We start from the raw sequence: 26,636 nt of genomic DNA, 5'->3' as shown, positions 1-26,636 counted from the left end.
GCACAACATTCTGTCGGCCGGTGCAAGGCTTCGACAGATACAGTTGCCGTACAACTGGTCAGGCCAGTTAGTCCGGTGGCAGCGACGGCCACACATCGCGCAGGCTGCCGCGCGCTCATTGCGCCCCACCGTCGGCGACCACAAACCAGCAGGCACAATGGTTGCACGCGGTTCTTTCCTTCACCGCGCATGGAACCCAACGGCTTCGAAATTGGCCGGAACAGCACCGAGGTGCATCCATGCCAGGTCCATCCTCAATCGCGCCACGAAACTTCGTAGTTTGCAAGCCGCGCAATGCGCAGCAAACTGCGAAAAGTGCGTGATTGCCGTTTTCGGCGCTTCATCAAACCTTGCCCTCGACAACCCACCGCGACCGGCCTCGATACACGGTGCCACGCGGCGACTAGGCGTTCCCGCGCTACACAGCAGCATAGCGTGTCGCGACCGACGAATCCCGCGTGCCGTCAACCGTCGGCATGCCGCTCGGGCATCGCATCGTGGCGAGCCGCCCGCACGATCCAGCCGCGCAACCTGACGCTCAGCCGCGCAGCCGGTAGGCAAGCGGCGTTACGCCGTAGCCACGCTTGAACTGCACGGAGAAATGACTGGCATTCTCGAAACCAACCGCAAGCGCGATTTGCAACACCGGCTGATCGGTGGCGCGCAGCAGCCTCGCGGCTTCCTCGAGACGCAAGCGCGTGACGAACTGATGGGGTGTTTCACCGGTCTCGCGACGGAACACACGCGCAAAGTGAAAGCTGCTTAACCCGGCCTGCGCGGCCAGTTCGCTGATGGCCAGATCGGCGGCAAGATTGGCACGAATGTAATCGGTTACACGGCGGATGCGGCGTGGCACCAGCCGCTCGGGATGCGGCGGCAGGCCGGCCTCGGCGTCACGGCCGCGCGAGTAATGTTGCAACAGATGAGCGGCGAGCGCGTGGGCCAGCGCATCGACATACAGCCGCGAGTCGGCGGGATCGCCCGCGGCGCGATGCAATGCGCCAAGCATCTCGGCGATCAGTGGATCGTGAAACTGCATTGCGTCGCCCAGCGACAGCTCGCGTGAACCGTCCAGCTCCATCTGGTCGGCGACGCTGTCGATCAGGCTGCGCTCCAGGTGCAAATGAACGGTCGACAGCGGCTCATCGCTGATCGAACGCCAGCGCCACGAGATCGGCACGGGCGGCACGAACCAGACGGCGCCCACACGCAGGTCGGCGCTCTCCCAGCGTCCGTCGAGGTTGCGCTCGAGGTGTTCGGCGCCGCTGCCGAGCGTCATCAGCGTGACGTCCTGCAGGCCGGGCGCCTCCAGCAGTTCCTGCTCGTCGGGTTCGAGATACGAGCGCAGCACCAGGTGCCGCCATGGGCGATCCACGCTCGACACCAGTTTCTGGCCCGCCATATAGCGGTCGTAGGCAAGCGTCGTTGTCAGCTTTGGAATTTTTGCCATCACGTCACTTTCTGGGAGGTCATATATGCACATGAGCAAACCCTGCCACACCCGAGTCGCCGGTTAGAGGTCAGCGCAAGATCTCAAAAATGATAGCAAGGAACCGGCTACCGTAATATTTGGAAATAGTTAATCATCCAGGTTGTCGTCTTTCACGCGTTTCGAACGCCGGAGCTACCGTTTCATGGAACACGAATGCGATACGTTGCCGCATTGGCTGACCGGTTCGCCGCAAGGCGAAGCCAGCCACGTGTCGGCGGCATACAACTCAGCGGTTACCGCACAACCGGCTTACCCGGCCGGCACGCGGCAACTCGAGAAAACAGCCCACGCGGCTGAAGCATCCAGGACATCAACCCGCATGGCGTCAGGCATATCGCCCACCGGCTTCCTGACGCTCTTCACCGAAGAGGAGATCGGCACACCCTCGCCCGCCGCACGACGTGCAGCGCCCGTCATCAGTCCGCTGGTGCGTTTTGGCAGTGCGCAGGACCGCATCGAATTCGTGCGGCGGCGCATCAAACAACTCGGCTTCGACTCATTCAGCTATTCGGCCACGCGCACCACCGCGCATCACAAGTCGATGTTCGTGCTGACCAGCTACGAGTCGCAGACATGGCTCACGCGCTATTTCCGCGAGCGTTATTTCGAGCTCGATCCGCGCGTCGCGCTGGCGTCGCCGACCGGCATGCCGTTCCTCTGGAACACCGCCGACATGCGCGCCGATCTGCCGCGCGCGCAGATGCGCAGCGAGCGGCTCGGCGGGCTGATCGACATGCTGGAGGCCAACGGCCGCAAAAGCGGGATTCTCACGCAGATGCCGCTGCCCGAGCCGGAGCTGAGTGCGAGCTTGTGCTTCAACTCGGAGATCGGCAACCCGCGCTGGATGACGGAATCGATCGTGGCCGAAACGCTGATGTTCGCGCACACGATCCATGAATTCATCTGGACGCACGCGAAAAGCGTGATCGGGATCGCACCCGAGCAGCAGCAGCGCGTCGCGTTGAGCGAATTGCAGCATGCAGTACTGAAGGCGGTTGTGCAGGGACAGCGCGACAAGGAAATCGCCTACTTCCTCGGGCTGTCGCCGCATAACGTCGACTACCATTTGCGGCGCTTGCGGCAGTTGTTCAACGTGCGCAATCGCGTGCAGTTGATCAATGTGGCGCAGGGGTATGTGACGTAAGAGAGGGATGAAAGGGCACTGCGGCCGGCGCGCATGTCGAGCCGGCCGCATGCGCTTGAGTCGTGAGCGCTGTCAGCTCTTGAGCCGGTACCCGGTCTTGAAGATCCAGGCAACGATCACCAGAAACACCGCCAGAAACAACGCGGTCATCCCGAGGCTGACACCGACATCCACATCGGCGAGACCATAGAAGCTCCAGCGAAAACCGCTGACCAGATAAACGATCGGATTGAACAGCGTCACGACCTTCCAGAACGGCGGCAACATATTGACCGCATAGAAACTGCCGCCGAGGAACGTAAGCGGCGTGATGATCAGAAGCGGCACGAGTTGCAGCTTCTCGAAGCTATCCGCCCAGATGCCGATAATGAAACCGAGCAGACTGAACGTCACCGCAGTCAACACCAGAAACAGAATCATCCAGAACGGATGCTGCACCTGCAGCGGCACGAACAGGCCGGCAGTAGCCAGAATGATCAAGCCGAGCAGAATCGATTTGGTGGCCGCCGCGCCCACATAGCTCACCACGATCTCGAGATACGACACCGGCGCCGACAGCAACTCGTAGATCGTGCCGGTAAAGCGCGGAAAGTAAATCCCGAACGACGCATTCGAAATGCTTTGCGACAGCAGCGAAAGCATGATCAGACCCGGCACGATGAACGCGCCGTAACTGATGCCATCCACTTCCTTGATACGCGAGCCGATGGCCGCGCCGAACACGACGAAGTAAAGCGAAGTCGAGATCACCGGTGCGATGATGCTCTGCATCAGCGTGCGCCAGGTGCGCGCCATCTCGAACTTATAGATCGCGCGAATTGCGTAGATGTTCATGAGTTACCTCGGAGCAGACTGACGAAGATGTCTTCGAGCGAACTTTGCGTCGTATGCAGATCCTTGAAGCGGATGCCGGCATCGTCGAGCGCTTTGAGCAGCGCGATGATGTCGGTACGCCCGCCGTCGCCCTCATACGTGTAGATCAACTCATTGCCACCTTTGGCGACATCCAGCCCATATCCGGCCAGCGCCGACGGCACCTCGTCGAGCGAACTTTCCAGTTGCAGCGTCAACTGCTTCTTGCCGAGTTTGCGCATCAATTCCGTCTTCTCTTCCACCAGCATGATTTCGCCCGCATTGATCACGCCGATGCGGTCAGCCATTTCCTCGGCTTCGTCGATATAGTGCGTGGTGAGAATGATCGTCACACCGCTTGCGGTGAGCGAGCGCACCAGCTTCCACATATCGCGGCGCAACTCGACATCGACACCGGCCGTGGGTTCGTCGAGAAACAGCACGCGCGGTTCGTGCGAGAGCGCCTTCGCAATCAGCACGCGACGCTTCATGCCGCCCGACAGCGTAATGATCTTGTTATCGCGTTTTTCCCACAGCGACAGATCGCGCAGGATCTTTTCGATGTAAGCGGGATTTTTCGGCTTGCCGAACAGCCCGCGGCTGAACGAGACGGTCGCCCAGACGGTTTCGAACGAGTCGGTGGTGAGTTCCTGCGGCACGAGGCCGATCAGCGAGCGTGCGCCGCGATAGTCCGTCGCGATGTCACGGCCGTCCACCATCACGCTGCCAACGCTCGCGTTGACAATGCCGCAAATGATGCTGATGAGGGTGGTCTTGCCCGCCCCGTTGGGGCCAAGCAAGGCGAAGATTTCTCCGCGATTGATCGCCAGATTGATGTTTTTTAGTGCATGAAAACCCGTGGCATAGGTTTTCGACAGATTCGTGACCGAGACGATAGGCTGCATGGATTCGACGATGGCAGACACCGGTATTGGATTAAAAGGGGGCGGGACGAATACGCCGCCGCACCCGCAATGTAATTGAAAGTGGGAAAGCGTGCAGCGCAACCGCGAGATTTCGGAGGAACGGATACCGCCGGCGAGCGTGTCAGCCTTTCAGGGCCGGCCGGGGTTCTTGTCCGACAGGCCGCACCCCGTCACGGTTCGGCGCACGCGAAACTGCTGGCGAGATTCACATTGCCCTTGCCGCTATAGCGGGGAAACAGCGGGTAACGGCACAACGGACGCGAGCGCCCGTTGGTCGCGGCCGCGATATCCGTAGCGGTCAACGTTTCGGGCGATACGCCACGCGTCACCCAATTGTCGAGCGCACCCAGCAGATCCACCGAGGGGATGAACACCCCGCTGCCATGCTGGAAACCCGGCACCATGTAGAGCCGCATGAACGCATCGACCTGGTCGATGCCGAATCGATCGATCAGCGCGTCGTAGTAGGCGATCGTCTGGTTCGGGCTGATGACTTCGTCGGCGAGGCCTTGCAGTGTGATGAGCTTGCCGCCCTTCGCGATGTAGCGGGCCAGGTCGGTGTTCATCGCACCGATCGTCTGTGAGAGCGCGATGAGCTGGCCGCGATATTTGCCGGGATGAAGCGGGTCGAACCTGAGCGAGTCGAACTCCGCATCGCGGGCCACGAAGTAGCGGATGTAGCCGTCGCCCTGCGCGAACAGGTAGCCGTTGGCGAAGAAGGTCGGCACGGGCAAGCGCCCGGCTTGATGCCCCAGGCCGAGCATGCCGGTCAGATGCGTGCCCTGAAAGACGTTGTAGCCGCTATAGCCGCTAACATTCCACGCCAGCTTGTAGGGCAACGACAGGCCATCGCGCATCACCAGCAAGGTGGAGAGCTGTGTGTCGGTGAGGCACTCGTCATGCGAGGGGGCTCGTCCGGCGCAGCGCAACGAGGCGATGATTTCCGCCTCGTGTTCCTTGCATCCCTCGACGTCGCTGACGATGCCGTCCGCGGCGCCATCGAGCCGGTCACACACCGCGAGCGTGCGTTGATACACATGCTCGAGCAATAGCGGTGGAATGAAACCGCCGGGCGTCGCGTATTCCGCCTGACCGAGCTTCACGCCCATCAAACGCACGCCGGAAAAATTGAGCGCGGGCGAATTGGCGATCACGCCGTCGTAGTCGTCCGGATAGCGCTGCATCACCGTGTAGCCTTCGCGGCCGCCCGTCGAGCCGCCGGCGAAATACATCCGTTGAGGTGGCCGGCCATAAGCGCGTGCAATCAGCGCGAGCGCGGCGTCGTGCGTTTTCTTCAGATGCGCGTAGCCGAAATTCGTCACCGCTTCATCCACGAGGCCGAAGACCGCGAGCGACGAATCGCCCACATGCCCCGAGTCGTCGCCGAAGGTTGCATAGCCTTGCGCGAGCGGTGCGCGATCCGGAGAGAACGGCATCACGCCCGTACCGCTCACCACCACGCCGTTATAACCCCCGCCGCCGATCTGCAGCGCGCGGCCGTTCCAGCGGCGCGGCAGATTCAGGTCGAAGCGAATATCAGGCGTGCTGGCCTTGAGCGCCTTGATGCGCCCGGTGATACGGCAATATTCGCCGCCTTGCTGATTGCCGGGCGCCGTGGCCGCGACCATCGCCGCACTTTCGATCTGCGCGCCAGCCGTGGGCAAAGCGATCAGTTCGGGGGGCAACACCGCGCCCGCGAATTCCGCGCAACGCATGTCGAGCGGCGCGTCCTTGGGCGCGGCGAATGCCTGTGAGGCGTTCGTCAGGCATAGCACGGCGCCGGCCACCGTGACGGCCGTGCGTGAATGCCCCTTAGAAAGCCTATGGCGGACATGGCGCACCTGCGCCCTCATCCGTAACCCGCGCCGTTGACAGCCGCGCGCGAGCGCGGCCCTCTCCAGTCGTTCCAGCCGCGCGCGATCATCAGCACCGCGCCGATGGCGACCAGATCGCCGCCGAGTCCGATCAGCGTGCCGCGAAAGCCGTGGAACGTATGCGGCGTTGCCGTATCGACGATCAACGACACCAGCGTGCCGCCGACAAAACACACGAGCCCGGTACGGCCGACCGTCACCACGGCCGGCAACCGCTGTGCGAGCCACGCGATGCTGCCCGTGCGCACGAACTGCGCGGCGAGCCAGGCGATGACGAGAAAGTTGATCACGCGTTCCACGGAAAGGTTCTGTTTATTCACGCCGGGCAGCGGCTGCGTCAGCACAAAGAGTTTAACAATGGCGAACGCCAGCACCGCGACCACCGCGGCACGTGTAAACCAGTGCGCCGTGCGGGTGGCGTGAAAGCGCTCGCTGACGGGCTGCACCCGGCACAGAATGCCGAGCACGAACATCAGTTGCCATGCAAACGGATTAAAAGCCCAGTCGGCCACGTCGTCAATGCTGAATAGCGCGGCCAGCGGCCGGGCAAGCGCCCAGATCGTCACGCTCAGGCCCAGCGCCGCGAGCGAAGACCGGCGCGCCAACGGCACCACGAATGGTACGAATAGCGCAAAGATCACGTACATGGGCAGTACGCTCGACAAATACGGCTGGCGCCGCAGCACGGCAATATCGAACGCTTCGCGCAGCGGCTGAACCACGAACGGTTGCCAGCCGGTCAGGTCGACCATCGGCTGGTTCAGATGCAATAGCGCGAGGACGGCGCCGGACAGCAGCGTCAATACGGCCGTCAATAGATAGGCGCGATAGATCTCCCAGCAGCGCCTGACGAAACGCATCTTCGCCGCACCTTCGCCACGGCCCGCGAGTACCGCTGTAAACGCTGCCGCCGACGCATAGCCGCCAAGGAACACAAACACTTCCGCCGAGTCACACAGGGCATAGGTGTGCAACATCAGATGCGACAGCGCGCTACCGGGAATGTGGTCCAGCACGATGACGATCAACACGACGCCGCGGAAGAAATCCACTTCGATCGAGCGTCCGCGGCGGGTGTCCATTCTGGTTCTCGCAAGATGGCGCGTGCGTGCAATGCGCCGTGAAAAGCGGTCATACACAGGGAGTTCCATGTAGGAACTCCATGAGAATAAAACGTTCCCAGCGAAACCGTGCGCCAACTCGACATGCGCTGACAACCGCCCTCTAAATGCATTCGGAGTGCCAGCAATCTGAAAATCAGATGTCGGCATGCAGTAATACTGAGTTGTCATGCCATGGTTAGCGGAAAGTCTTGCAGCAAGTTTTGCGACTTTCAAACCATCCAGCACAAACACGATCGGTAAAGGTCACTGAAAAAAATCACTGATTGCGGTGCGCGATTTTTTTCGCTTTTTTTCATCGTAGTCTCGCCCTGAACGGCAGCGCCTTGCGCACCGCCTTCGCATTGGAAGATAACCACATGAACAACAGAATTACAGGCTTCGACGGATTGCGCGCGATCGCAGTCCTTATGGTCTTTTTTCAGCACCGTTTATTCGGCGACATCGGCGAAATTGGCCATCTTGGTGTGTGGATATTCTTCGCGCTAAGCGGCTTTCTGATCATCGGTATTCTGTCCGCACAACGCGCGCGCATCGAAACAAACGGGAGCCGGTTCGGAGTGGAATTGAAGCGCTTTCTGTTTCGCCGCACGTTGCGCATTTTTCCGATTTACTACCTGATGCTGGTGGTGATGTGCGTGCTAATGGCGCTCGGGATGGCGAGCCCGGAGCTCGCGAGTGGCATGCCGTTTCATTTCGCCTATCTGTCGAACTTCTGGATCGGCTCGGTGCTGCATTACTGGCCGGGGCGTTACTCGCATCTCTGGAGTCTCGCGATCGAGGAGCAGTTCTATCTTGTGTTTGCGCCGTTATTGCTGCTGGTTGCGGCGCGGCGGCATCGCGCGGTGTGCCTTGCGATCGTCGCGGTTGGACTGGTTTCGCTACTGGCGATGCGTGCGGCACAGTGGCAGGACATCACGATTTATACGCATCCGCTGACCAACTTCTGGCTGCTGGCATTGGGCGGGATTGGCGGCTTGATGATCGCCGGAAAAGAGAGCCGCTTGCGAGTCGTGCTCGGACATGGCATGACGCTGTTCGTGTTGAGCGTTGGCCTTGTGGGCTTTTGTACGACTGAGCCCACGTGGAGTCAGTCGGGCAGTTCGCTTGCCTTCACGACGGTCAGTGGCTTGTATGGCCTCTGCATCGCGGCACTGGTGTGTTCGATTGCGTGCTGCCGCAACGCGGCGGTGATCGGCCTGCTCGAAACCGGCTGGCTGGTGAACTTCGGGCGCATCAGCTACGGCTTTTATCTCTATCACAATCTGATTCCGGACCTGACCCGCAACCACCACGCCACGGCGTTCTTCGGCGGTGCCGTGCCGCTGTGGGCGCATGTTGCCGGGATTGTCGCGTCGTTCCTGATTTCGCTGACGATGGCCGTGTTGTCCTGGCACTTGATCGAAGCACCGATTCTTCGCTTGAAAACACGGCGTGCGCCGTTGGACACCACGACGCCAATGGCTACGCAAACGCCCGCCACTTTTACCGCTCGCAATGGGCGTGCGTTGAGAGATAAAAGCACCGCTTCAGATGCCGCCTGAAGGACTCATCCATTACGTTCTGCTTTCATGCGACATGAGTAAGGGCGCGGTATCATCAGGCCTCACTTAGCCGGCTGCTTCGACCCTTGCGCGACACGCAGGCACTGAACAGGCGAACGATAAAAACAAGCCACTGCCCGCGCGAACTCCGGTCCATCTGGTCCGCGCGGTGGGCTCGCGGACTTCAACGATGTTTCATTTCAGTTTCGCCAACGGCGTGCTTGGCGCGAGCCTGCAGACGCTCAGCCTTTACGCGCTGCTCGGCATTGTTGCGGCGCTATTGCTGGGCGGAATGGTCAAGGGCGTGGTGAGTATCGGCGTGCCGCTGGTAGCGATGCCGATTCTCAGCCAGTTCATGCCGATCAAGGAGGCCGTTCTACTACTGTCGATGCCGATCATTCTCGGCAATATTCCACAGGCACTGGAAGGCGGCGACATGCTGCCGACGGTCCGGCGCATTGCCGCGCCCTTGATCGGTACGGTGATCGGCAACATCGTCGGCGTGAGCGTACTGATTTCGCTTGCGCCCCATCGCGCGCAGGCTGCTGCTGGCGTATTACTGATCGTTGCTGCGCTGCTCCTGTTGCTTTCGCCGCGGCTCACGCTGTCGCCGAGATGGGCGAAACCGGCGGGCTTCGTACTGGGATTCGGGGCGGCGGTGATGGAGAGCATCGCTTCGGTGCCCGGGCCTTTGCTGGCGATGTATCTGATCGCCACGGGCGCCACGGGAAAAGTCTTTACGAAGCAGATCGCAATTATTCTGGTGGTGTCGATCATCACGCTGGTTGCCACGTTTAGCGGCGGTGCGCATGCCAGCTGGAGCGATCTGGTCATTTCGGTGTGCGCGAGTGTGCCGGTGATCGCGGGAATACTGTTGGTACGGCCGCTTAGAGACAGATTGCCGCCGGGGGCGTTTCGCGTTCTGGTTCTGGTGTTCGTTCTGGCAGCCGCTGCGCAAATGGTCTGGAAATCCGGGGTTTTGTAGGGGTGTGGGCTGTGCGGGCCAGCCGTGGAACGCGCATTGCTACTCATTGCTCATAGCAATCCACCGGAGAGCCATCGTGGCCAACATGCCCAATCCCCCGAACGAGCACGAAAACAAGCCGGATGAAGACCCCGGCAGCCCGCCTACCGAGGTCTCCAAGCCTATTGGCGACGCCATCCCTACCCCGGTCGAACCGGGTCTCGATCAGCCTCTGCCGCAAAAGGGCGACACGCCACCACCTAAGAAATGACGTTCCCGCTCTCGTGGCGGCAAAACGGAACAAGCGCGGATCAAGCGGCAGCCGGCTCGTGCACGATCTTCAGCGCGCTCTTGTGCTCCTTGATCAGGCGGTAAACCGCTTCTCCCGGGACCGTCTCCCGCTCGAGCAGTTCATCGGCAATGGCGCGCAGCACGGGCTCATAAGCGTGCAGCAACCCATAGCACAACTCGTTCAACTCCTTAAGCAGCACGTTGGCGTGCTCGATGGCGCTCTTCATTTGCAGGCCCGCGTACTGCGACGGCAGCGCCGCGAGACTGAACAGATCGCCATCGCGGTTGAAGCCGAACTTCGACACCATGTCGAGACTGATGCGCGACGCTTCCTGCAGATCCGACGCGGCGCCGCTCGACGCTTCGGAGAACGTGAGAATTTCGGCGTTGCGACCGCCGAGCAGGACCTGAATCTCGTTGCGGATCTCGGTCTCGCGGTACAGGTGCTTGTCTTGCGCCTTGGTGATGAGCGCCACACCCAATGCGCCGCCACGCGGCAAGATCGTGACCTCTTCCAGCACACCGGTGCCGAGCAGCGCGGCGACGAGACCGTGCCCCGCTTCGTGCACCGCGATACGCGTGCGTTCGTCCTCGCTCAGTGCCCGCTCGGCGCCGCTCACGTCGCCGATGCGCGCAATCTTGATCGCTTCCATGAAATGCTTCGCGGCGATTTCCGTCTCGCCGGCTTTGCGCGCGACCAGTCCCGCCTGATTCACGACCATCGCGACCGTTGCCGGAGAGAGGCCAGTGGTCAGGCGAGCGAGTTGGTCGTAGTCGATGTCTGCAGCCTTCGACTTCAGTTTCTCCGCATAGAAACGGAAAATTTTCGCGCGGTCTTCGCGATCGGGCAAACGAACCTGCACCGTGCGATCGAAACGGCCCGGCCGGCGCAACGCCTCGTCCAGATTGTCGGGATGGTTCGTGGCCGCGACGATGATGACGCCTTCATTCGAAGCGAAGCCATCCATTTCCGCCAGCAACTGGTTGATGATGCGATTGCTCTCGGCTTCGACGGGACCGCCGCCGGTATCCGTGCGCTTGGCGAGGCCGTCGGCTTCGTCGATGAAGATGACCGTGGGGGCATTCTTGCGCGCGAGTTCGAACAGGTGTTTGACCTTCTGGATACCGACACCGTAGTACTTCGCACTGAAGTAGCTGCCAGTGATCGAAATGAAGTTCGCGCCGCATTCGCCGGCGAGCGCTTGGGCAAGCCGCGTCTTGCCGACGCCGGGGCCGCCGACCATCAGAATGCCGCACGGTGCGCGCACACCCATCGACGTGAACTGCTTCGGATCGGACAGATAGCCGCGGATGTCCGCTAGCGCCGCCTTCGCTTCACACGCGCCGATCACGTCGTCGAAACGCAGCGTAGGCGCCTTGCTGAGAAGCGACGCGCCGCCTCTCATCTCGCGTCGCATGAACCACACCATGCCGCCGATCAGCAACAGCGGCAACAGCAAACTGATCGCGTCGCGCACCTGATTGAACACCGGCACCCAGCGCGACGCGCCGGTGCGAATGTCGGCGTCGGGCAGCCAGACGAGCTGGTAGGACGCGGCCTGGCCAGCTTTGGGTTCACCGAGCAGCAGTGCGTGCGAGAACGTCGCGTTATGGTCGGTGACGAAGTATTTCGCGCCGTCGCGCTTCGACACGAGAATCGCGTTGGGGCTCACGCCGATCGCGGCCACGTTGACGTCATGAATATCACGCAGCATTTGCGATGCGTCTTTCTCTTCATGCGTCCATACCGAGGGATCGTGACGCATCTGATTCGCGATGCCGGTAAGCGCCGGGGTTGTCTGCGCGTCGCGCTGCTGGTAAAGCCAGCCGCTCAGTGCGAGCAATGCCGCGATGAATACAGCACTGACCCCAATGGCGATCTTGCGTGCGCGTCTTTTCCCAAACGAGTTCTTTCCCGGCTTCATGAGTCACTTCCAAAAACGGGCCAAAGGGGGCCCCAATACGGGTCAAATACAGGTGGTATCGGTGGGTAGTCCGGCGATTCGTATCGTCGAATTTGGGGGAGCGATCGCGCCTTGAAAGCGACGACCTGTTGTTCCGGCGCACAGTTTATCAGCGCTATATTCACTGCGTATTCTGCATACCTGAAAGTAACCGCGCCCTATTAAAAAGCGGTCAATGTCGCAGTAAATCGCGGAATATTAAAGGTGCCCATCCAGACAGGCTGGCGGCTATCTAGGCAGGTGTTGGGTTTGACGCAGGGGTGAGCCGAGCGAGCGCCCGGCGAGGACGACACTTTCGTGGCGATCCCCAGCCGGTTGCTCGGCCAAGTCCGGAGGTCTCTGTTAAAGCACCCCCAAACGTCCGATGGGCAAGACACCCAACGGTTTCACAACTGAGCGGCGAACCTCTGTGGGCCCGTCCGCCTCATTACCGCACTCTCAGGTCCTTCTTTTTTATTGCCGGTACCTTGTGGCACCGATCTTCTCTCCTGCAACTACCCCCGATCCTCGCAACCTTTCCCTTCTGCAAATCCGGACTCAGGCAGCGGTGCGCCGCCTCAGCTTCGTCTGCGCTTCACTCCCGAGACGGTCGAGAAGCTTGATGACACGTTTGCGCTGGCTGGCAATCAACTCGTGAGTCTCTTCCAGCGCGCGAATGCGCTTTTCCCAGTACTCATGGTCTAGCGGGACCAGCACGCCAACCGCGTCGCCGCGTGTGACGTACTGAACCATGTTCTCAAGATGCTCCAGTTGGCTATCCACCAGACTGGACGGACGCCGCCCGCCGCGCTGGGCGGTCGGTTGCCTGTTCGTGCCGCTCATCTTTCGATACCCCGTAAATTGGCCGCCTGCAAAGCCTGGGCCTCGCACCCATTGCGCCGCAAATGCCAATCGGCGCGCTTTCTGCGTGCTTTGCGTTTTCCAGCGCGGGGCCTGTTATAAACGGATTGGCGGCGCCGTCGATGAAACCGATCTGCATCTAATCATCCGACGATACCGCAGGTTTTTTGTTAGGCTTTACCATCCGTCTCAATATTCGACGACGGCGTGTTAAATATCTGGTTACCGCGGCTACTCGCCAGAACCACACGCCTCGTTCGCAGCAACCGATCCATGAACCAGCGCACCTTACCGCCGCACCTGGCTGCTGCCGCCGCAGCCGAATCGCGCTCCGCCATTTCTACGAGCAGCTTCAGCACGCACGCGCTCACAGCCGACGAACAATTTCTGGCCTGGCGCCAGCGCGTGGGACATGTGGTGGACGTGCCACCGTCGAAGGAGCAGGTCGCCAAAGGATTTCGCGGTGAGATCGATCTTTATGCGGTCGGCGGTATGGTGTTTACGGACTGCAGCACGGACGCGATGTTGCTGGAACGATCGGTCGCGCGGGTTTCCACGGACTCGCGGCGCGATTACGCCTTTCAACTGTTCGTGGAAGGCGAGGTCGGCCACGTGACGGGCATGCGCAAGAAACGCAGCGAGCAGGGCTCGGTGCAGGGTATCGTCGCGTTCGACCTGAATCAGCCGTTTCGGGCCGAGCGGCCCGAATGCCGGCTTCTGAGCCTGTTCGTACCCGCTGCGATCGTGGATGAGGAACTGCGCGACGCCACAGCGATTCACGGCCGCGTCGTCCAGCAGGGTGCGCCGCTGACCGGTCTCGCGCTGGACCATCTGACGGCAGTCGCCCGGGAAATCCCTACGCTCGACCCGGCCAGCGCGGCGGAGGCATTACATGCCGGCGCCCAACTGCTGATCGCCGCCTTCCGCAAGGAGACGCGACTGACCGGCGCGAGCCGGGCGGCGATGCAGGCCGCCGTGATGGGACAGGTGCGGCGCTACGTCGAAGCCAACCTGCACCAGGGCGACCTCACACCGACCAGCGTGGTTCAGGCGTTACAACTGAAACGCGCCACCATCTATCGCTGGTTCGAGCACGACGGCGGGCTCGGCGCCTACATCCGCAATCGCCGCTTGCGGGAAGCGGCGGACGAACTGGTTCGTTTCCCCCATCTTCAGGTGACGGAAATCGCCTATGGACTCGGCTTTCAGAGCGCGTCCGATTTCACTCGCGCGTTTCGCCGTGCCTTCGACATGAGCCCGCAGGACATGCGGGCGCGCGCCTTGGACCTGCAGCACCGCGGCGCAAAGGAGCGCTGGGGGAGCGTTTAAGCCGGCGGCTGCGAAGCACCGGCAAGGCGCGCATCCGGCGCCTCTGCCTCGGGAAATGCCCTTAACGCAGCAAGCGTAAGCAGGGTCGCGGCCATCAGATACCACGCTGGAACCATCGGATCGCCAGTCCGGCTGATCAGCCACGTCACGAGGAACGGCGAAAATCCGCCGAACAGGACGACGCCGAAACTGTAAATCATCGCAAGTCCCGCCGCGCGCCGATGCGCCGGAAACGCCTCCATCATCAGCACGGAACTCGGGCCGGCATTGTTGACCGCAAGCGCGACGTACCCCGTGATGATGACGAGCGCGGCGACGTCGCCCACGCCGTGGGTCAGCGCCCGGAATGCCGGCCACGCGGCCGCCAGCGACGCTACGAGTGCCGCGTACTGCAACGTCTTGCGGCTCACGAAACGGTCGGCCGCGCGCGCCACGAGCGGCGTCACCACCATGATCACGAGGCCCGACAGGCAGGCGGTCAAGAGGCTGATTGCCGCCGGCCGATGCAGCGTGTGAACCAGGTAGGCCGGCATATAGAAAACGGTGAGGTAGATGCCCACCGACGGCGCCGCCATCATCAGAAGGCCGCAGACGAAGGGACGCGGATATTCCGTGACCATGCGCCTCGGACTGAGCCGCGTACGCGGCAGCGGCGCGGCTACCGGCATGCGGCGACGCAGGTACCAGCCGACCGGTCCGATCAGCCCGCCCAGCACGAACGGAATGCGCCATCCCCAGTCATGCATGGCGGCCGGCGACAGCAGCGCCGTCGTGCACGCCCCGACCAGCGCGGCGGCGAAGGCGGCCGCGCCCTGGCTCGCGCCGCGCCAGCTCACCATGAAACACCGGTGCCGGTAGGCAACCGATTCCATCAGCGAAGCCGACGCCGGCCCGATCTCACCTCCAGCGGCGAGCCCCTGCATCAGGCGCGCGAGCACCATCAATACCGCCGCGGCCGGACCGATCGACGCATAGCCCGGCAGGCACGCGATCAGCCACGTGCCAAGGGTCATCAGCGTGAGCGATACCGTGAGGCCGGCTTTGCGGCCACGGCTATCGGCAATGTGGCCGATCATGATCGCGCCGAGCGGGCGCATCACGAAGCCCGCGCCGAAGGTGGCGAGCGAGAGCAGCAGCGACGACGCGGAATTGCTCGATGGAAAGAACAGGTTACCGATGATGACTGCGGAAAAGCTGTAGACGGTGAAGTCGTACGCCACGAAGCCGTTGCCGATAACAATTGCCGTGACGATACGCCTGAGTTCGGCGCGGGACGGTTGGGCCGCTTTGCGGGCAGCAGTTTGCATGGATTGCGGTCGACGTGGGAAGCGTCGAGGTGTTCAGGAGGTGGACAGAATGGCGGCGAAGCCTTTTTTAACGGCGCAAAAAGACGCAACTTTACACTGCGCGCGCAGATGTCCCTTCGCTTACCTCGTCAGCGGGTGGTGTCATTGTCGGATGCAGCGAAAGCATCTGACCGCACTGCTACACTTGCGAACCGCTAACTTCCCGAAGAATCCTCGCTGCCGTCGTCAGGCACATTCTTCGGCTGACACACTCCGCACGTCATGCTTCGATTCGAAAACCTCAGCAAACGCTATAGCGAACGCATCATCTTTCAGGGGCTGCATTGCGACACGGCTGCAGGATGCGTGGCGCTCAACGATGAATCCGGCAGCGGCAAGTCGACGTTGCTGGGCATCCTCGCCGGCACGATCGAGCCCGACGCCGGCGAAGTGTGGCTCGGCGGTCATTCGCTGCGCACCGCGCCGCGCGAAGCCAAATCCGTACTCACGTACGTGCCCGAAGACTGCATGACGTATCCGGAGCAGACCGGTCGTGAGTATCTGGCGCGTGTGGCGTCGGAGAGAAAGACAACGGTCGACAGTCACACGCTCGACCTTGCCCATCGCTTCGGGCTCGATCCGCATCTCGACAAGCGCTTCGAGCAGATGTCGTTTGGCACGCGCAAGAAATTCTTCCTGACCGCGGCCGTACTCGGCGAGACCAAAGTCGTGATCGCGGATGAACCGGTCGGCGGACTCGACGCCTCGGCGCGCGGGGTCCTGGTCGATCTGTTTAAAACGCTGGCCGAAACCCGCACGGTCTTTTTCTCGAGCTACGACACGGCTTTTACGCAAGCATGCGAGGCGAGAACCGTCGGTTTTGCGGACCTGGGTATGCGCGGCTAGGCGATTTCCGCACGTTGTTGGCGAGTCAACGCGCCGTACCGTCAAGTCTCATTGATAGCTCATCGTGAAGGTGGCGAGTCCTTTCACCGTACCCGGCCCTACCGTGCCGGTGGAGATGTACTGCGCGGTCAAGGGAATGCGAGTCGTGCTCGACGATGCACCGACCAGCCATTGGTTCCGATTGCCCGCCACCGCCGAATCCGGCCCGTAGCTGACTGCCGTTCCACCGCTATTAAGCACGCGTAACGCGACACCCGTCGCGGTCGACCCGCTCGCCAGCGTCAGATTGCTGGTCGTATTGCCAGGCGTGGTCGCGTCGGTCAGCGTCACATAGACATTCGCGCCGGCCTGACACGATAGTCCGATGCTGAGGTTCGTGTTGCCGACTGTCGTTCCGACGGGGCTCAATGCGCTGGCATTGACGGTAGGCAGCGTGACACTCACCGAAGGCGTGGTCACCGTGCACGTCGTCGCGACGATCGAGGTGTTGTTGACCGAGATCGTCACGAGAGCCGGCGACGTTATATTCACGGGAATATTGTGGCTGACCAGCGTGAGCACCTGCGGGATGTTCACCGCGCCACCCGTCGTCACTTGTGCGGCCGTTTTGACCAGTTGGTAGGTGAACGTAAAGCTGCCCTGGAACGCCGCCGTCGTCGTGATCGGTGCGCCGAAATCGCCCCACTTGCCGACTGCCAGTGAGGACAAAGTCGTGTTGCCGTAGGTCACGTCCACGACCTTGATGCCGATGCCCGCGATACCGGTGTTCCACACGCCCGTTACCGCGCTGCTCGTCAGTTGCGGATAGTACTGGATATACCAGCCGTTGTTGTACGGCGGCACCGTACCGGGATTCGATGGGCAGTTAACAGAAACGGTCGACGACTGCACCGGCCCAATTGCCGTGCCGACCGGCGTGTCGCGCGGCACGGTGAGCGTGCCGAAGCTGATCGCCGCCGAGCCGGTAATCGTGCATTGCAGCGCTGCGTGAGCGGGTACGCTGGCGATCAGGCCGGCACAACCCGCAGCGACTAGCATCAGGATGCCGAAGCATCGGCGCAGCGCACCGTACGAGAGAAACTTCTTCATTGCGTATTTCCTCCAGCAGACGAGCCCGCCGCTGCCTGGTTCGTCATGCCGCCCGCCGCACCACACACGGCATCGATATGCGCATACGCGCCGCGATCTTCGCCCTTCGGCGGCAAGTGATAACCGAAGGCACACTGCTCATCGGCCGCATCGCCCCACTTCACGGTGAGCGCACCCTCATCGGCCACGCCGCGCACGAAGATGCGGCTGTTCTGGCCGATCGCGCCAACACCCTGCCCCTTCGCGTCGTACACCGTCGCGCCGAATGGCAACGGTGCGCCGTTCGGTAAGCGAGCCGAGATCACCGCCGCTCTGCCGGTCACCGTGCCGAAGTGAATCATCACCACCGAGTTGGCACGCGGCGCCACCTGCTGGCTGGTCGACTTGAATTCGACGTCGAGCGGGATTCCCTTCGGATCGATTTCGACCGTGTTCAGGCTGTACGGCGTCAGATACGGAATCACTGCATAACCGAAGTTGTCGATGCGCACGCCGGACGAATTGGTGATGCGGGCACCCTTCGCGTCTTTCGCCTTGACCACACCGATCGTGTCGCCCAGGTCGTTCGCGAAGGTCACGCCGCCCGGATGCGCAACGATCGCGCCGGTCACGCCGGCCGACACTTGCGAGAAGCCGGAGCCGCCGCTTGCGCTCGCCGCCAGCGTCGCGTACGGGCTGCGGTACTGGCCGTTCACGCCGCCTGCACTCGAGCCCGGTGCATGGTTCGCCGTCACGCCATAGGTAAATTCGTTGTCCACGCCGGCGGAGCCGTTCAGCATCGCCTGCTCGGACGACCCGCTCTGACTGTTGTGCGTGAAGCTGGTCGACAGGGTCGGCGCATGCCGGCCCGTGCCGAGCGGAATCGAGACGCTTGCGAAGATCTGGTTGTTCATCTGGCCGGTCAGGCCGTCGCGTTGTCTCGACAGCGACACGTTGTAGCTGAAGTTGGTGCCGAGCGCGCGCAGCACGTTGTTGTAACCGATCTGGAATTGCGTGGTGGTGCCGCTGCGATTCCAGTAGTCGAGCGTCGAGCCGACCACGTAGGCATTGCCCCAGCCGTTGCCGAAGCTCTGGTTCATCGTCAGTTGGACCTGATTGCGTTGGCGATCCACCGAGCTCGGGTCCTGCCCCGCGGCAACCGCGCTGCGCGCCAGCATGGCGTCGCGCAATGCCCAGAAACCGCTCGACGAATAGCGATAAGCGGCGACGGTGAAGTTCGTGTTGGTGGCCGGCACCAGCTTGCTGTAGCTGATTCGCACGCTCTGGCCGGTGGTGTTGGTCACGCCGCGAATGTTGGCGCGGGCCTCGGTTACGTCTAACGCAACCGCACCCAACGGCGTGTTGACCGCCGCGCCGAGCAGCCCGGCGAGATAGCCTTCCGCAACGATCGCCCCCGCGTAGCCGGTGATGACGTTGTTGAAACCGTGCTGCACCGTCCCCTGAAGGAGGCTGTCGTGCTGATTGACCTGCGCATCGCGAAGCTGGCCCGCGGCGACATTGAAACGGGTGATGCCCGGACGCAGCAATTGCGCGACCGACGCATAGGGCACGGAGAAACTATGCTGACTGCCGTCGGCTTCCGTGACCGTGACGAGCAGGTTGCCGCCGTAACCGGTGGCGTACAGATCGTTGATTTCGAATGCGCCCGGTGCGACGGTTGTCTCGTACAGCTTGTTGCCGTTCTGCGTGACGCTCACGCGCGCATTGGTCATCGCCACGCCGCGAATCAGCGGTGCATAGCCGCGCAGCGAGTCGGGCAACATGCGGTCGTCGCTCGCGAGTTCGACGCCGCGAATGCCGATGCTGTCGAACACGGCGCCATCGGTAAAGGCGTCACCGAGCGTCAACTGGCTACGGATCGACGGCAGATCGTGCTGCACGTAGGTCGCGATGTTCTGATACGTGCGCGGTCCGTTCGATTGCCACGTCAGCGCGGAATTCTGGCGAAAGTGCCAACTGCCGACGTTGACGCCGCTATTCAGGCCGAGATAGGTCTGCGTATTTGACAACCCCGCGGAGCCCGAACCCGTCACGCGAAACGAATTCAGGTTGTAGCCCAAGGTGGCCGAGGTCACGCCTTCGTCCCAGAACTCGGGGCTCACATAGCCTTGCGGATTGCGCAGCAGCGCTGCCTGCGGGATGCTCAGGTCGAGCCGCAGATCGGACAGGTCGAAGGATTGCGACGCACCATCGACGAGATCGGCGACGTTCGCGCATTCGCCCGCCTGGGCTTTCGCGAGTTCGCCACGGCCCTTGTCCGACAGTGCCGAAAAATCCAGGCCGAGGCGCTCGATCAGCGCCTTGCTGAAACACGGCACGGCGTTCCCCGCGCCTTCCCGAGCCACGAAACGCAACGTGTCGTGGCCGACCCAGTTTCCGTTCACGTAGAGATCGACCGTGTACTCGCCGGGCTGCACCGGATTGCCACGCTCGAAACGCGACACGTCGACGCTTTGGCCTTTCGGTTTCATCAGAAATTCGCTGTTGAACTGCACGTCGGCAAGCATCGTGGAGTCGGCGAACGCGGGCGTCGCGCCCCATGCGGCCAGCGCGCCGAGCATCATGGCATGGCTGCGCCTGAGCGCGAACCAGTGTCCGGCTCGCGGCCGCGAAGAATATTCCCGGGTCCGCATGATTACTTGCGGGTCCCGTCGCGCAGCGTTTTGCCGGTGACGCCGGCGCCGTAGTCGTTGATGAATGTGTAGTCGACTTGCGCCGGCACGTCGGCGAGCGGCGCAACGTTGCCAATGTCGAAGTCCGCGCTCGCGCCCGGGTCGACCATGCCGCCCTTGTCACTGGTCCAGTTCGTCGTGCCCTCATTGGCGACGATCTTGCTGAACGTCACGTGATAGGGCGTCGGGTTGGTCGCCTCGAGCGCGTAGGCGCCGTTGTCCTTGCGCACAAATTTCCAACTGACTTTCGCGGCCGCTTCGTCCGCATTTCCCGGCAGCCCCGCAGGACGGAAAAACAACTTGATGCGCGAACGGAACGCGAGTTGCAGCGAATTCGGATCGTCCGCTGTGGTGCTGGCGGCTGCGCGCGGCGGCACTTCAAGCACGTTGAGCCAGAACAGGGACTCCTTGTCTTGCGGCAAGGGCTCCTGCGTATAGATCAGGCGCAGGCTCTGCCCTTTCTTCGGATCGAGGCGAAAAAGCGGCGGCGACAGGGTGAACGGCACCTTCGATTCGTCCGGCATCGCGTTCGGATTGCCCGTGTCGAGCCACACCTGAACCAGCGCCGGTGCGTCACCTTCGTTACTGAGCTTGACGGTTACTTCACGCTCTTTTGCCTGATAGATCACGCGCGTGCCGCTGATCACGACACCCGCATGCGCGCTGCTCACCAACCATGACAATGCGAAAACCGTCATCGCCCTTGATAATTTCTTTCGCATTGCCATTTCGTTATCCTGATTGCGTGGCGAACTCGTGGTTCGCTCTGATCTCCTCGACAGCCGGCGCCTCTTGCGGGCGCCGGCCACCGCCCCGTAGCGTCCTGCTTTTACTGGTAGACGATCGAGTACATGACGGTCGTATTGACGGTACCCGCCGTCGACGCGCCATTGGTTGCCACGTATTGCGCGAAGTACTTGAGCGTGGCGGCACCGCTCGCCAGCGCAACGGCCTTCGAGTTCTGCGACGCCTGAGCCGCACCCAGCGTGATCACGCTGCTGTCTCCGTTGAGCAGGCCGATTTCGACATTGGTCGCCGTGCCCGAGGCGTTGATCAGTTGCCCCGTGGTCGTATCGACCGTGGCGCCCGGTTCGAAATAAGTCGACACGTTGCCCGAGTTCGGCGTGCAGTTCGACAGTGCGATGTTGAACGGCGTGCGGCCCGCGGTCGTGCCCGCAGTGGCGAGCGCCGAGGTCGAGACGGTCGGCAGCGTGACGGTGAAGTTCTTGCCGCCGCCGTTACCGCTGATCGTGCAGGTCTGGCTGGTGATCTGGCCGGTGAATGTGATGGTGCCGTCGGCTGCCTGCGAAACGGCCGGCATGGCGGCTGCTGCAGCAATTGCCGCCGTAGCGAGAACGCCTGAGCGCGTGAATTTCATGGTTATCCCCATTGATGAGTAATGCGTCGTATTGAAAGACCGTGTGTGTGGCGGGTTCAGCAATGGCGTTGCGCTCAAACCGACCGCGCCGGGGGCAATTATCGGGACGATGCCAAAAAGGGACAGTCAAGCAGTGTCAAGCTGGACGGGAGAAGTTTGAAGCAGTGTCAAAACGAACGCTTTCTGGAAGTAAGAGCTACTTGCGCGGCCGCTTCTGCTCCTGAAAAGCACGCCTACCCTACCGGCTTTATTCATACGAATGATGCTTAATCGAGCAAAATCTACGTTTAAAACGTGGGTGCAAGTCGATTTTGCTGGAAAGAGCTTCCTGTTGTCCGTTACCGGATAGTCAAATCGACTTAACTAAAGCTCGTTGTCTTCGCTCCCCAGCAGTGATCACGCCTCGGACTGCCTCGACGCATTCAATTGACGCGCGGGCATCACCGACGACATCTATTCGCGGAGTCCGAAATGAAACGCGCGCTTCTGATGCTTGCGCCGGTCGGCGGGATGCTGGTTGGCGCGGCCCACGCGCAAAGCTCATTGACGATCAGCGGAACAACGTACACGTACTGTGCGGCCGAGGGACAATTCTGTTCGTTCACCGGCACGGCGAACGTCGTTTACGGCACCACGTCGCCTACGCTTCAATACGATATCAATGGCCCGTTCACGGGCGGCGTGCAGTGCTCGACGGGCGCGGTGTCGAGTACGGATCCCGCATTCGGGTATGGGAAGAGTTGCTGGTACAAAAGCACTTCGGCGCCCACACCGACTCCGACTCCTACCCCTACTCCGACTCCAACGCCCACCCCTTCTCCGACTCCGAGTCCCTCTAGTGCGTGGACGCAGTGTGCCGTCGAGAACGCGCGCTGTTCGTTCAGCGGCAAGATGACCGTACTCTATGGCGCGAGCACGACTGCCAATAACGTGAGCAAAGTTTTCACCAATGGTGTGACTTGCAGCAATACGGCTTTTGGTACCGACCCGGCGTATGGAGTTTCGAAGTTCTGCTGGATTCCGAAGACACCTGCACCTGCGCCGACACCGACTCCGACACCAACGCCGACGCCGACGCCGACGCCAACGCCGACACCAACGCCGACTCCGACTCCGACTCCGACTCCGACTCCGACACCGACACCGACACCGACACCGACACCGACACCGACTCCAACACCAACTCCGACGCCAACACCGACTCCAACACCAACACCAACACCGACACCTACGCCTACGCCTACGCCTACGCCTACGCCGACACCAGCATCCGCCATCGCCTGCGCAGCACCGACGACAGCAGCCGGAGGCACCGCCAACGGCCTGATCGTCACCGACACGCGAAGCAGCGACGGCACACGCCTCTTCAATCAAGGCAGCGCCTTCCAGGTGTCGTTCGTCACCGCGGCGACATCGGCGGACACCGTCGTCTGGTCGATGCAGGATCAGTTGGGCAATATCAAGGGCAGCGGTTCGTTTGCCGTTGCGAGCGGGACGCGGACCAGCACGCTGTCGTGCCAGAGCAGCGCGGCGGGTTACTTCGCGATCACGGCGACGCTGTCGCACTCGGGCGGCACGCTCCCGCAATTCGGCACGCGTCCAACCGGCATCGCCACCTTCGGCATCCTGCCGAACCTGTCCAGCACGATACCGGCAGTCAGCTATGCGCATCAGGAGCAGCACCGCTTCGGCATGCAGGGCTTCAACGACAATGGCCCGATGCTCGCAGCGCTCGGCGTCTCCCAAACGATCGACGACCGTGAGTTGTCCGCCATGGAGCCCAATGCGGCGAATACGTGGACGCCCTCCTTATCGGATCTCGATCCGTTCTACACGAACGGCAAGATCATGCGGCTCGTCAGGCTGGACGGCATTCCCGCGTGGGCGAGTCCGACTGGCGCGTTTCAGGACGACACCAACGCACCGTCCAACGAAAGCTACTACCAGAGCTACATGGCGCGCGTGGGCACCGACAGCGCTGCGATCCGTCAGCAGTATTTTTCCAATCAGCAATACAACTATTACCAGGTGACGTGGGAGCCCCAATGGGTCGATTCGACCGCCAATTTCGTCGCGATGTATGCGGCCGCCTATAAAGGTTTGCATTCGACTGATCCGAACGCGGTCGTGATGGGCACAACCAACGTCTTTCCCGCCAACTGCTCGACGGAATGTACGCAGGGATATCTCGCCACCTACGCATCGCTAGGGCTCGGCAATTACATCGACGGTGTGACGACGCACGGCTATTACAACGCCGGCACATTCGCCGCGCATCCGCCAGAACAATACGATACCGATCCGAATCCCGCGAATGTCGCGAACGCCCTCGATCAGCAGATGAGGTCGTTGCGTTCGCAGATGCAGATGGTCAAGCCGAACATGCGACTTTGGATGACCGAGCTCGGCATCACCTACGACTCCGGCGCCGCTTACGGGGCGAGCTATCCACCGGCCAACCAGTTGTACGGGCAGGCCGCAGTCGCATTGCGCTCGCATCTGATCATTCTCGGCGAAGGTGCACAGGTCACCTACTTCTTCTACGGCGCGGACTATCCTGCTGACGTGGGCATCGGCACGTTCTTCGATCTCGCCGATCCGCAGGGGCAATATGGCGCGACGAATCTGAGTCCCAAACCAGAAGCGCTCGCGTTCGCCGCGCTGACGCGTGTCCTGGACGGCACGCAAACGCTCGGACGCCTCAACAGTCTTCCTTCGATGGTGTATGGCTACGCATTCCAGCAGCTCAACTCGGGTGCGGTGATCGCGGCGCTGTGGACGCACAACAATTCGAACTGGCCGACGTCGTCGGGTACCTACAGTTCGACCTATAGCACCACCTATGCGTTGACCGTGAACTCGACCGGCACGAGCGGCAGCGTAAGCGTCATCGACATGATGGGCAATGTAAGCTCGGTGAGCTACACGAACGGCATCGCGAATCTCACGCTGACCGAGTCGCCGATTTACGTTGTGCTGGCGAACGCGAATGCGATCCAAGGCAAGTACACGGCACCCGTGGGCTATACCGGACAATAATCATGCTTTGGAGAAATCACGCCCACCTTCCTTTCGATATCCTGACGCGGTGGCTTCACAATCACACACCGCTGGAAATCCAGACACGTCTGCACCAGCATGGCAAACAGATGGTGCTGCTGCCGATGAACGTGGGATGAGTCAGTGAACCATCGTTACCGGAGTAACCGTGCGCCTTGACAGCGACGCGAACATGGCCAGTCTTCTAAAAAAGCCCATGTGGCTCGCGTCGATCACCATGACGTCGGGCTGGGTCGTTGCCGCATAGTCGGCGATCGCTTTCGTGCGGTGGCCGAATACCCGCTTCCAGTGGTACGGCACACCGGCTTCTTCGAGAATCGTGCGGGCATCGATCAGCGCCTTGAGCATGGCATGTTTTTCCATCCGCACCAGTGAGCTTCGGGTATGGAAGGCTGCAGCGCGCCCCTGATCGACAGGCTCGAGTACTTCCAGCAATTCGACTTCGGTTACACCGCGCTCCAGAAACATGAACGCCGCATAGCGCGCGGCTTCTATCGCGCCGCCGTGGTCGAGAACAGGAATCAGCATGCGTATCATCGAGAACTCCTGGCGGGTACTTTGTACTTTGAGCTTAGCGAAAGCGGCATTAACGTCGTGTAAAAAACTGCTGTTTTTGCAGCATGCGCGCACGCAAATTACACGGCGACGGAAGGCATCCTCATGATGCCTGTATCGCAGCCGGATTCAGCTCGATATGCAAGATCACCAGCCACCGCTTCGGACAATCCTCGGCAATTTGCAGTTCCTGTTTCCTGTCACCGCCCGTCCTCACGAAACCTTTCTCACGCGCGAAGCCGAAGGCGCGCCGCGCATCGGATTGCAGCCACAGCGTCAACAGTCCGCATGTCACGCAGCTGAACAGCCAGATCGTTTCATGAGGCAGCGTAGCATCGAGTTGCTGAGCGACGTAGGTAAAAATAGTCGTGAGAACCTGATTGGTGACAAAGGCGATGGCGACGACCTTGCACATCCCCCTGAATATCATCGCGGGTCTTGAAGGCGTCATGGCAGGTCAAAACCCGGTGCGGAAAACACGCGAGCCTCCACGGTCACGTTGCCCTTTGTTTGTTCGAATGCCATACACACTCCAGCAAAAACCAGATTTTCCTTGCGGCGAAACGCCAGACTTGAACTATACGAACGACACCGTAAAGGCCGAGAATCGATTGCCGCCGGCGATATAAAAATCCTGTGAAAATCACCGCACGCCGACCAGCCGGTAGCCCACGCCGGCCTCGGTGACGATGTGTTCGGGGTGTGCCGGATCGCGCTCGAGCTTGTGGCGCAGATGCCCCATGTAGATGCGCAGGTAGTGGTGGTTGTCGGTCTGCAGGGGACCCCATACCTCGCCGAGCAACTGCTCATGCGTCAATACACGCCCAGGATGGCGCACCAGCGCGGAGAGCAGGCGATATTCGGTGGGGCTGAGATGGACGACCCGGCTGCCGCGCACGACCCTGCGCTCGCCGAGATCGATTGTGACGAGGCCGAACTGAACCTGAGGCACGCCGACCCTGTCGCCGTTGGTCTGCCTGCGCAAATGCGCTCTGATCCGCGCGCCAAGTTCGGGCAAGCCGAATGGTTTGGTGAGGTAATCGTCGGCGCCGGCGTCGAGCGCCGCAACCTTGTCTTCTTCGCGGCTTCGCGCCGACAGGACGATCACCGGCATCGCGGACCAGCCGCGCAACTCGCGGATCACCTCGATGCCGTCCATGTCCGGCAAACTCAGATCGATGATGACGAGATCCGCCAGCCGCGTCGCAGCCTGCGCCAGGCCTTGTGCGCCGGTCTGTGCGTCGAAGACGCTCATGCCGGCCGCTTCGAGGCTAGTACGAATGAAGCGGCGGATGGCTTTGTCAGCGTCGATCACAACGACTGTTACGGTGGGATCGCTCATCCGCAGG

At 61.5% G+C, this 26,636-nt stretch carries 24 protein-coding genes; 8 read left to right on the top strand and 16 right to left on the bottom strand.

Translation table 11 applies throughout. From position 1 onward, the window contains the following. Positions 1-538: 538 nt before the first annotated feature. Complete coding sequence (locus tag M0D67_RS10660) at positions 539-1,450, bottom strand: helix-turn-helix domain-containing protein (RefSeq protein WP_154563552.1); 912 nt, start codon at positions 1,448-1,450, stop codon at positions 539-541. Between the two features lie 184 nt (positions 1,451-1,634). Here M0D67_RS10660 and M0D67_RS10655 point away from each other — a divergent pair, with 184 nt between their 5' ends. Next, positions 1,635-2,636 (top strand): LuxR family transcriptional regulator, encoded by a 1,002-nt coding sequence (locus tag M0D67_RS10655; protein WP_154563549.1) that lies wholly within the window; start codon positions 1,635-1,637, stop codon positions 2,634-2,636. Positions 2,637-2,708: 72 nt separating this feature from the next. Here the strand turns inward: M0D67_RS10655 and M0D67_RS10650 are convergent, their stop codons facing one another. From M0D67_RS10650 to M0D67_RS10635, 4 genes are all read right to left on the bottom strand, one after another. Then, entirely contained in the window at positions 2,709-3,470 is a 762-nt protein-coding gene (locus M0D67_RS10650; RefSeq protein ID WP_093633049.1) for an ABC transporter permease, read from the bottom strand. Then, the gene (locus M0D67_RS10645; protein ID WP_154563547.1) at positions 3,467-4,393 is read right to left on the bottom strand and encodes an ABC transporter ATP-binding protein; all 927 of its coding nucleotides are present in this window, start codon (positions 4,391-4,393) and stop codon (positions 3,467-3,469) included. The genes M0D67_RS10650 and M0D67_RS10645 overlap by 4 nt, the downstream gene beginning before the upstream one ends. A 191-nt stretch (positions 4,394-4,584) precedes the next feature. Beyond that, entirely contained in the window at positions 4,585-6,129 is a 1,545-nt protein-coding gene (locus tag M0D67_RS10640; protein WP_266238812.1) for a tannase/feruloyl esterase family alpha/beta hydrolase, read from the bottom strand. 134 nt (positions 6,130-6,263) lie between these two features. Then, positions 6,264-7,370: an OpgC domain-containing protein gene (locus M0D67_RS10635; RefSeq protein ID WP_266238811.1), complete on the bottom strand. Its 1,107-nt coding sequence runs from the start codon at positions 7,368-7,370 to the stop codon at positions 6,264-6,266. Positions 7,371-7,768: 398 nt separating this feature from the next. On the opposite strand from M0D67_RS10635, the gene M0D67_RS10630 reads away from it, so the two are divergent. The 3 genes from M0D67_RS10630 to M0D67_RS10620 all read left to right on the top strand — a co-directional run bounded on the left by M0D67_RS10630 (position 7,769) and on the right by M0D67_RS10620 (position 10,188). Then, a complete protein-coding gene (locus tag M0D67_RS10630; protein WP_266238781.1) occupies positions 7,769-8,953 on the top strand; it encodes an acyltransferase in 1,185 nt (394 codons plus the stop codon). Between the two features lie 190 nt (positions 8,954-9,143). Further along, positions 9,144-9,938, top strand: a complete 795-nt coding sequence (locus M0D67_RS10625; RefSeq protein WP_171926452.1) for a sulfite exporter TauE/SafE family protein — start codon at positions 9,144-9,146, stop codon at positions 9,936-9,938. Positions 9,939-10,014: 76 nt separating this feature from the next. Then, positions 10,015-10,188: a hypothetical protein gene (locus M0D67_RS10620; RefSeq protein WP_154566859.1), complete on the top strand. Its 174-nt coding sequence runs from the start codon at positions 10,015-10,017 to the stop codon at positions 10,186-10,188. Between the two features lie 40 nt (positions 10,189-10,228). Here the strand turns inward: M0D67_RS10620 and M0D67_RS10615 are convergent, their stop codons facing one another. Both M0D67_RS10615 and M0D67_RS10610 read right to left on the bottom strand, forming a co-directional pair. After that, the gene (locus tag M0D67_RS10615) at positions 10,229-12,133 is read right to left on the bottom strand and encodes an AAA family ATPase (RefSeq protein WP_266238780.1); all 1,905 of its coding nucleotides are present in this window, start codon (positions 12,131-12,133) and stop codon (positions 10,229-10,231) included. 576 nt (positions 12,134-12,709) lie between these two features. Then, a complete protein-coding gene (locus M0D67_RS10610) occupies positions 12,710-12,994 on the bottom strand; it encodes a hypothetical protein (protein ID WP_154566857.1) in 285 nt (94 codons plus the stop codon). A 291-nt stretch (positions 12,995-13,285) separates the two neighbouring features. Here M0D67_RS10610 and M0D67_RS10605 point away from each other — a divergent pair, with 291 nt between their 5' ends. Next, entirely contained in the window at positions 13,286-14,341 is a 1,056-nt protein-coding gene (locus M0D67_RS10605; RefSeq protein ID WP_266238779.1) for an AraC family transcriptional regulator, read from the top strand. On the opposite strand, the gene M0D67_RS10600 is transcribed toward M0D67_RS10605, so the two are convergent. After that, positions 14,338-15,648, bottom strand: coding sequence for an MFS transporter (locus tag M0D67_RS10600; RefSeq protein ID WP_266238778.1), 1,311 nt, complete (start codon positions 15,646-15,648; stop codon positions 14,338-14,340). The genes M0D67_RS10605 and M0D67_RS10600 overlap by 4 nt on opposite strands. A gap of 261 nt (positions 15,649-15,909) precedes the next feature. Here M0D67_RS10600 and M0D67_RS10595 point away from each other — a divergent pair, with 261 nt between their 5' ends. Beyond that, positions 15,910-16,533, top strand: coding sequence for an ABC transporter ATP-binding protein (locus M0D67_RS10595; RefSeq protein ID WP_266238777.1), 624 nt, complete (start codon positions 15,910-15,912; stop codon positions 16,531-16,533). 48 nt (positions 16,534-16,581) lie between these two features. Here M0D67_RS10595 and M0D67_RS10590 read toward each other — a convergent pair whose 3' ends face one another. The 5 genes from M0D67_RS10590 to M0D67_RS10570 form a co-directional block, all read right to left on the bottom strand. Further along, complete coding sequence (locus M0D67_RS10590) at positions 16,582-17,622, bottom strand: fimbrial protein (RefSeq protein WP_266238776.1); 1,041 nt, start codon at positions 17,620-17,622, stop codon at positions 16,582-16,584. Continuing rightward, positions 17,619-20,255 (bottom strand): fimbria/pilus outer membrane usher protein, encoded by a 2,637-nt coding sequence (locus tag M0D67_RS10585; protein ID WP_266238775.1) that lies wholly within the window; start codon positions 20,253-20,255, stop codon positions 17,619-17,621. The genes M0D67_RS10590 and M0D67_RS10585 overlap by 4 nt, the downstream gene beginning before the upstream one ends. 2 nt (positions 20,256-20,257) lie before the next feature. Next, positions 20,258-21,016: a molecular chaperone gene (locus M0D67_RS10580; protein ID WP_266238774.1), complete on the bottom strand. Its 759-nt coding sequence runs from the start codon at positions 21,014-21,016 to the stop codon at positions 20,258-20,260. Positions 21,017-21,123: 107 nt separating this feature from the next. After that, on the bottom strand, positions 21,124-21,672 hold the full coding sequence (locus M0D67_RS10575) for a fimbrial protein (protein WP_154566850.1): 549 nt from the start codon (positions 21,670-21,672) through the stop codon (positions 21,124-21,126). Between the two features lie 902 nt (positions 21,673-22,574). After that, entirely contained in the window at positions 22,575-23,030 is a 456-nt protein-coding gene (locus M0D67_RS10570) for a hypothetical protein (protein WP_266238773.1), read from the bottom strand. 79 nt (positions 23,031-23,109) lie between these two features. Between M0D67_RS10570 and M0D67_RS10565 the strand changes: the two genes are divergently transcribed. Both M0D67_RS10565 and M0D67_RS10560 read left to right on the top strand, forming a co-directional pair. Then, a complete protein-coding gene (locus tag M0D67_RS10565; RefSeq protein ID WP_266238810.1) occupies positions 23,110-24,711 on the top strand; it encodes a hypothetical protein in 1,602 nt (533 codons plus the stop codon). 2 nt (positions 24,712-24,713) lie between these two features. Continuing rightward, positions 24,714-24,851 carry a hypothetical protein gene (locus tag M0D67_RS10560; protein WP_154567467.1) on the top strand — a complete coding sequence of 46 codons (138 nt, stop codon included), beginning with the start codon at positions 24,714-24,716 and terminating at the stop codon, positions 24,849-24,851. Between the two features lies 1 nt (position 24,852). Here M0D67_RS10560 and M0D67_RS10555 read toward each other — a convergent pair whose 3' ends face one another. The 3 genes from M0D67_RS10555 to M0D67_RS10545 form a co-directional block, all read right to left on the bottom strand. After that, complete coding sequence (locus M0D67_RS10555) at positions 24,853-25,269, bottom strand: universal stress protein (RefSeq protein ID WP_175050308.1); 417 nt, start codon at positions 25,267-25,269, stop codon at positions 24,853-24,855. Positions 25,270-25,390: 121 nt separating this feature from the next. Beyond that, complete coding sequence (locus tag M0D67_RS10550; RefSeq protein WP_171926458.1) at positions 25,391-25,738, bottom strand: hypothetical protein; 348 nt, start codon at positions 25,736-25,738, stop codon at positions 25,391-25,393. Positions 25,739-25,930: 192 nt separating this feature from the next. Continuing rightward, the gene (locus M0D67_RS10545) at positions 25,931-26,629 is read right to left on the bottom strand and encodes a response regulator (RefSeq protein WP_154567464.1); all 699 of its coding nucleotides are present in this window, start codon (positions 26,627-26,629) and stop codon (positions 25,931-25,933) included. Positions 26,630-26,636: the final 7 nt, after the last annotated feature.

Origin of the sequence: Paraburkholderia sp. SECH4 (assembly GCF_030511745.1) — a bacterium.
In the GTDB taxonomy this organism is placed as follows: domain Bacteria; phylum Pseudomonadota; class Gammaproteobacteria; order Burkholderiales; family Burkholderiaceae; genus Paraburkholderia; species Paraburkholderia madseniana.
The sequence above is the reverse complement of the archived record's forward strand: the minus strand, read 5'-3'. Positions and strand labels throughout refer to the sequence as shown.

What these genes read in the sequence shown, in the direction of transcription:
- M0D67_RS10660 (WP_154563552.1), bottom strand. Translation starts at nt 1,450, where the DNA reads ATGGCAAAAATTCCAAAGCTGACAACGACGCTTGCCTACGACCGCTAT.
- M0D67_RS10655 (WP_154563549.1), top strand. Translation starts at nt 1,635, where the DNA reads ATGGAACACGAATGCGATACGTTGCCGCATTGGCTGACCGGTTCGCCG.
- M0D67_RS10650 (WP_093633049.1), bottom strand. Translation starts at nt 3,470, where the DNA reads ATGAACATCTACGCAATTCGCGCGATCTATAAGTTCGAGATGGCGCGC.
- M0D67_RS10645 (WP_154563547.1), bottom strand. Translation starts at nt 4,393, where the DNA reads ATGCAGCCTATCGTCTCGGTCACGAATCTGTCGAAAACCTATGCCACG.
- M0D67_RS10640 (WP_266238812.1), bottom strand. Translation starts at nt 6,129, where the DNA reads ATGCGTTGCGCGGAATTCGCGGGCGCGGTGTTGCCCCCCGAACTGATC.
- M0D67_RS10635 (WP_266238811.1), bottom strand. Translation starts at nt 7,370, where the DNA reads ATGGACACCCGCCGCGGACGCTCGATCGAAGTGGATTTCTTCCGCGGC.
- M0D67_RS10630 (WP_266238781.1), top strand. Translation starts at nt 7,769, where the DNA reads ATGAACAACAGAATTACAGGCTTCGACGGATTGCGCGCGATCGCAGTC.
- M0D67_RS10625 (WP_171926452.1), top strand. Translation starts at nt 9,144, where the DNA reads ATGTTTCATTTCAGTTTCGCCAACGGCGTGCTTGGCGCGAGCCTGCAG.
- M0D67_RS10615 (WP_266238780.1), bottom strand. Translation starts at nt 12,133, where the DNA reads ATGAAGCCGGGAAAGAACTCGTTTGGGAAAAGACGCGCACGCAAGATC.
- M0D67_RS10610 (WP_154566857.1), bottom strand. Translation starts at nt 12,994, where the DNA reads ATGAGCGGCACGAACAGGCAACCGACCGCCCAGCGCGGCGGGCGGCGT.
- M0D67_RS10605 (WP_266238779.1), top strand. Translation starts at nt 13,286, where the DNA reads ATGAACCAGCGCACCTTACCGCCGCACCTGGCTGCTGCCGCCGCAGCC.
- M0D67_RS10600 (WP_266238778.1), bottom strand. Translation starts at nt 15,648, where the DNA reads ATGCAAACTGCTGCCCGCAAAGCGGCCCAACCGTCCCGCGCCGAACTC.
- M0D67_RS10595 (WP_266238777.1), top strand. Translation starts at nt 15,910, where the DNA reads ATGCTTCGATTCGAAAACCTCAGCAAACGCTATAGCGAACGCATCATC.
- M0D67_RS10590 (WP_266238776.1), bottom strand. Translation starts at nt 17,622, where the DNA reads ATGAAGAAGTTTCTCTCGTACGGTGCGCTGCGCCGATGCTTCGGCATC.
- M0D67_RS10585 (WP_266238775.1), bottom strand. Translation starts at nt 20,255, where the DNA reads ATGCGGACCCGGGAATATTCTTCGCGGCCGCGAGCCGGACACTGGTTC.
- M0D67_RS10580 (WP_266238774.1), bottom strand. Translation starts at nt 21,016, where the DNA reads ATGCGAAAGAAATTATCAAGGGCGATGACGGTTTTCGCATTGTCATGG.
- M0D67_RS10575 (WP_154566850.1), bottom strand. Translation starts at nt 21,672, where the DNA reads ATGAAATTCACGCGCTCAGGCGTTCTCGCTACGGCGGCAATTGCTGCA.
- M0D67_RS10565 (WP_266238810.1), top strand. Translation starts at nt 23,110, where the DNA reads ATGCAGGATCAGTTGGGCAATATCAAGGGCAGCGGTTCGTTTGCCGTT.
- M0D67_RS10560 (WP_154567467.1), top strand. Translation starts at nt 24,714, where the DNA reads ATGCTTTGGAGAAATCACGCCCACCTTCCTTTCGATATCCTGACGCGG.
- M0D67_RS10555 (WP_175050308.1), bottom strand. Translation starts at nt 25,269, where the DNA reads ATGATACGCATGCTGATTCCTGTTCTCGACCACGGCGGCGCGATAGAA.
- M0D67_RS10550 (WP_171926458.1), bottom strand. Translation starts at nt 25,738, where the DNA reads ATGACGCCTTCAAGACCCGCGATGATATTCAGGGGGATGTGCAAGGTC.
- M0D67_RS10545 (WP_154567464.1), bottom strand. Translation starts at nt 26,629, where the DNA reads ATGAGCGATCCCACCGTAACAGTCGTTGTGATCGACGCTGACAAAGCC.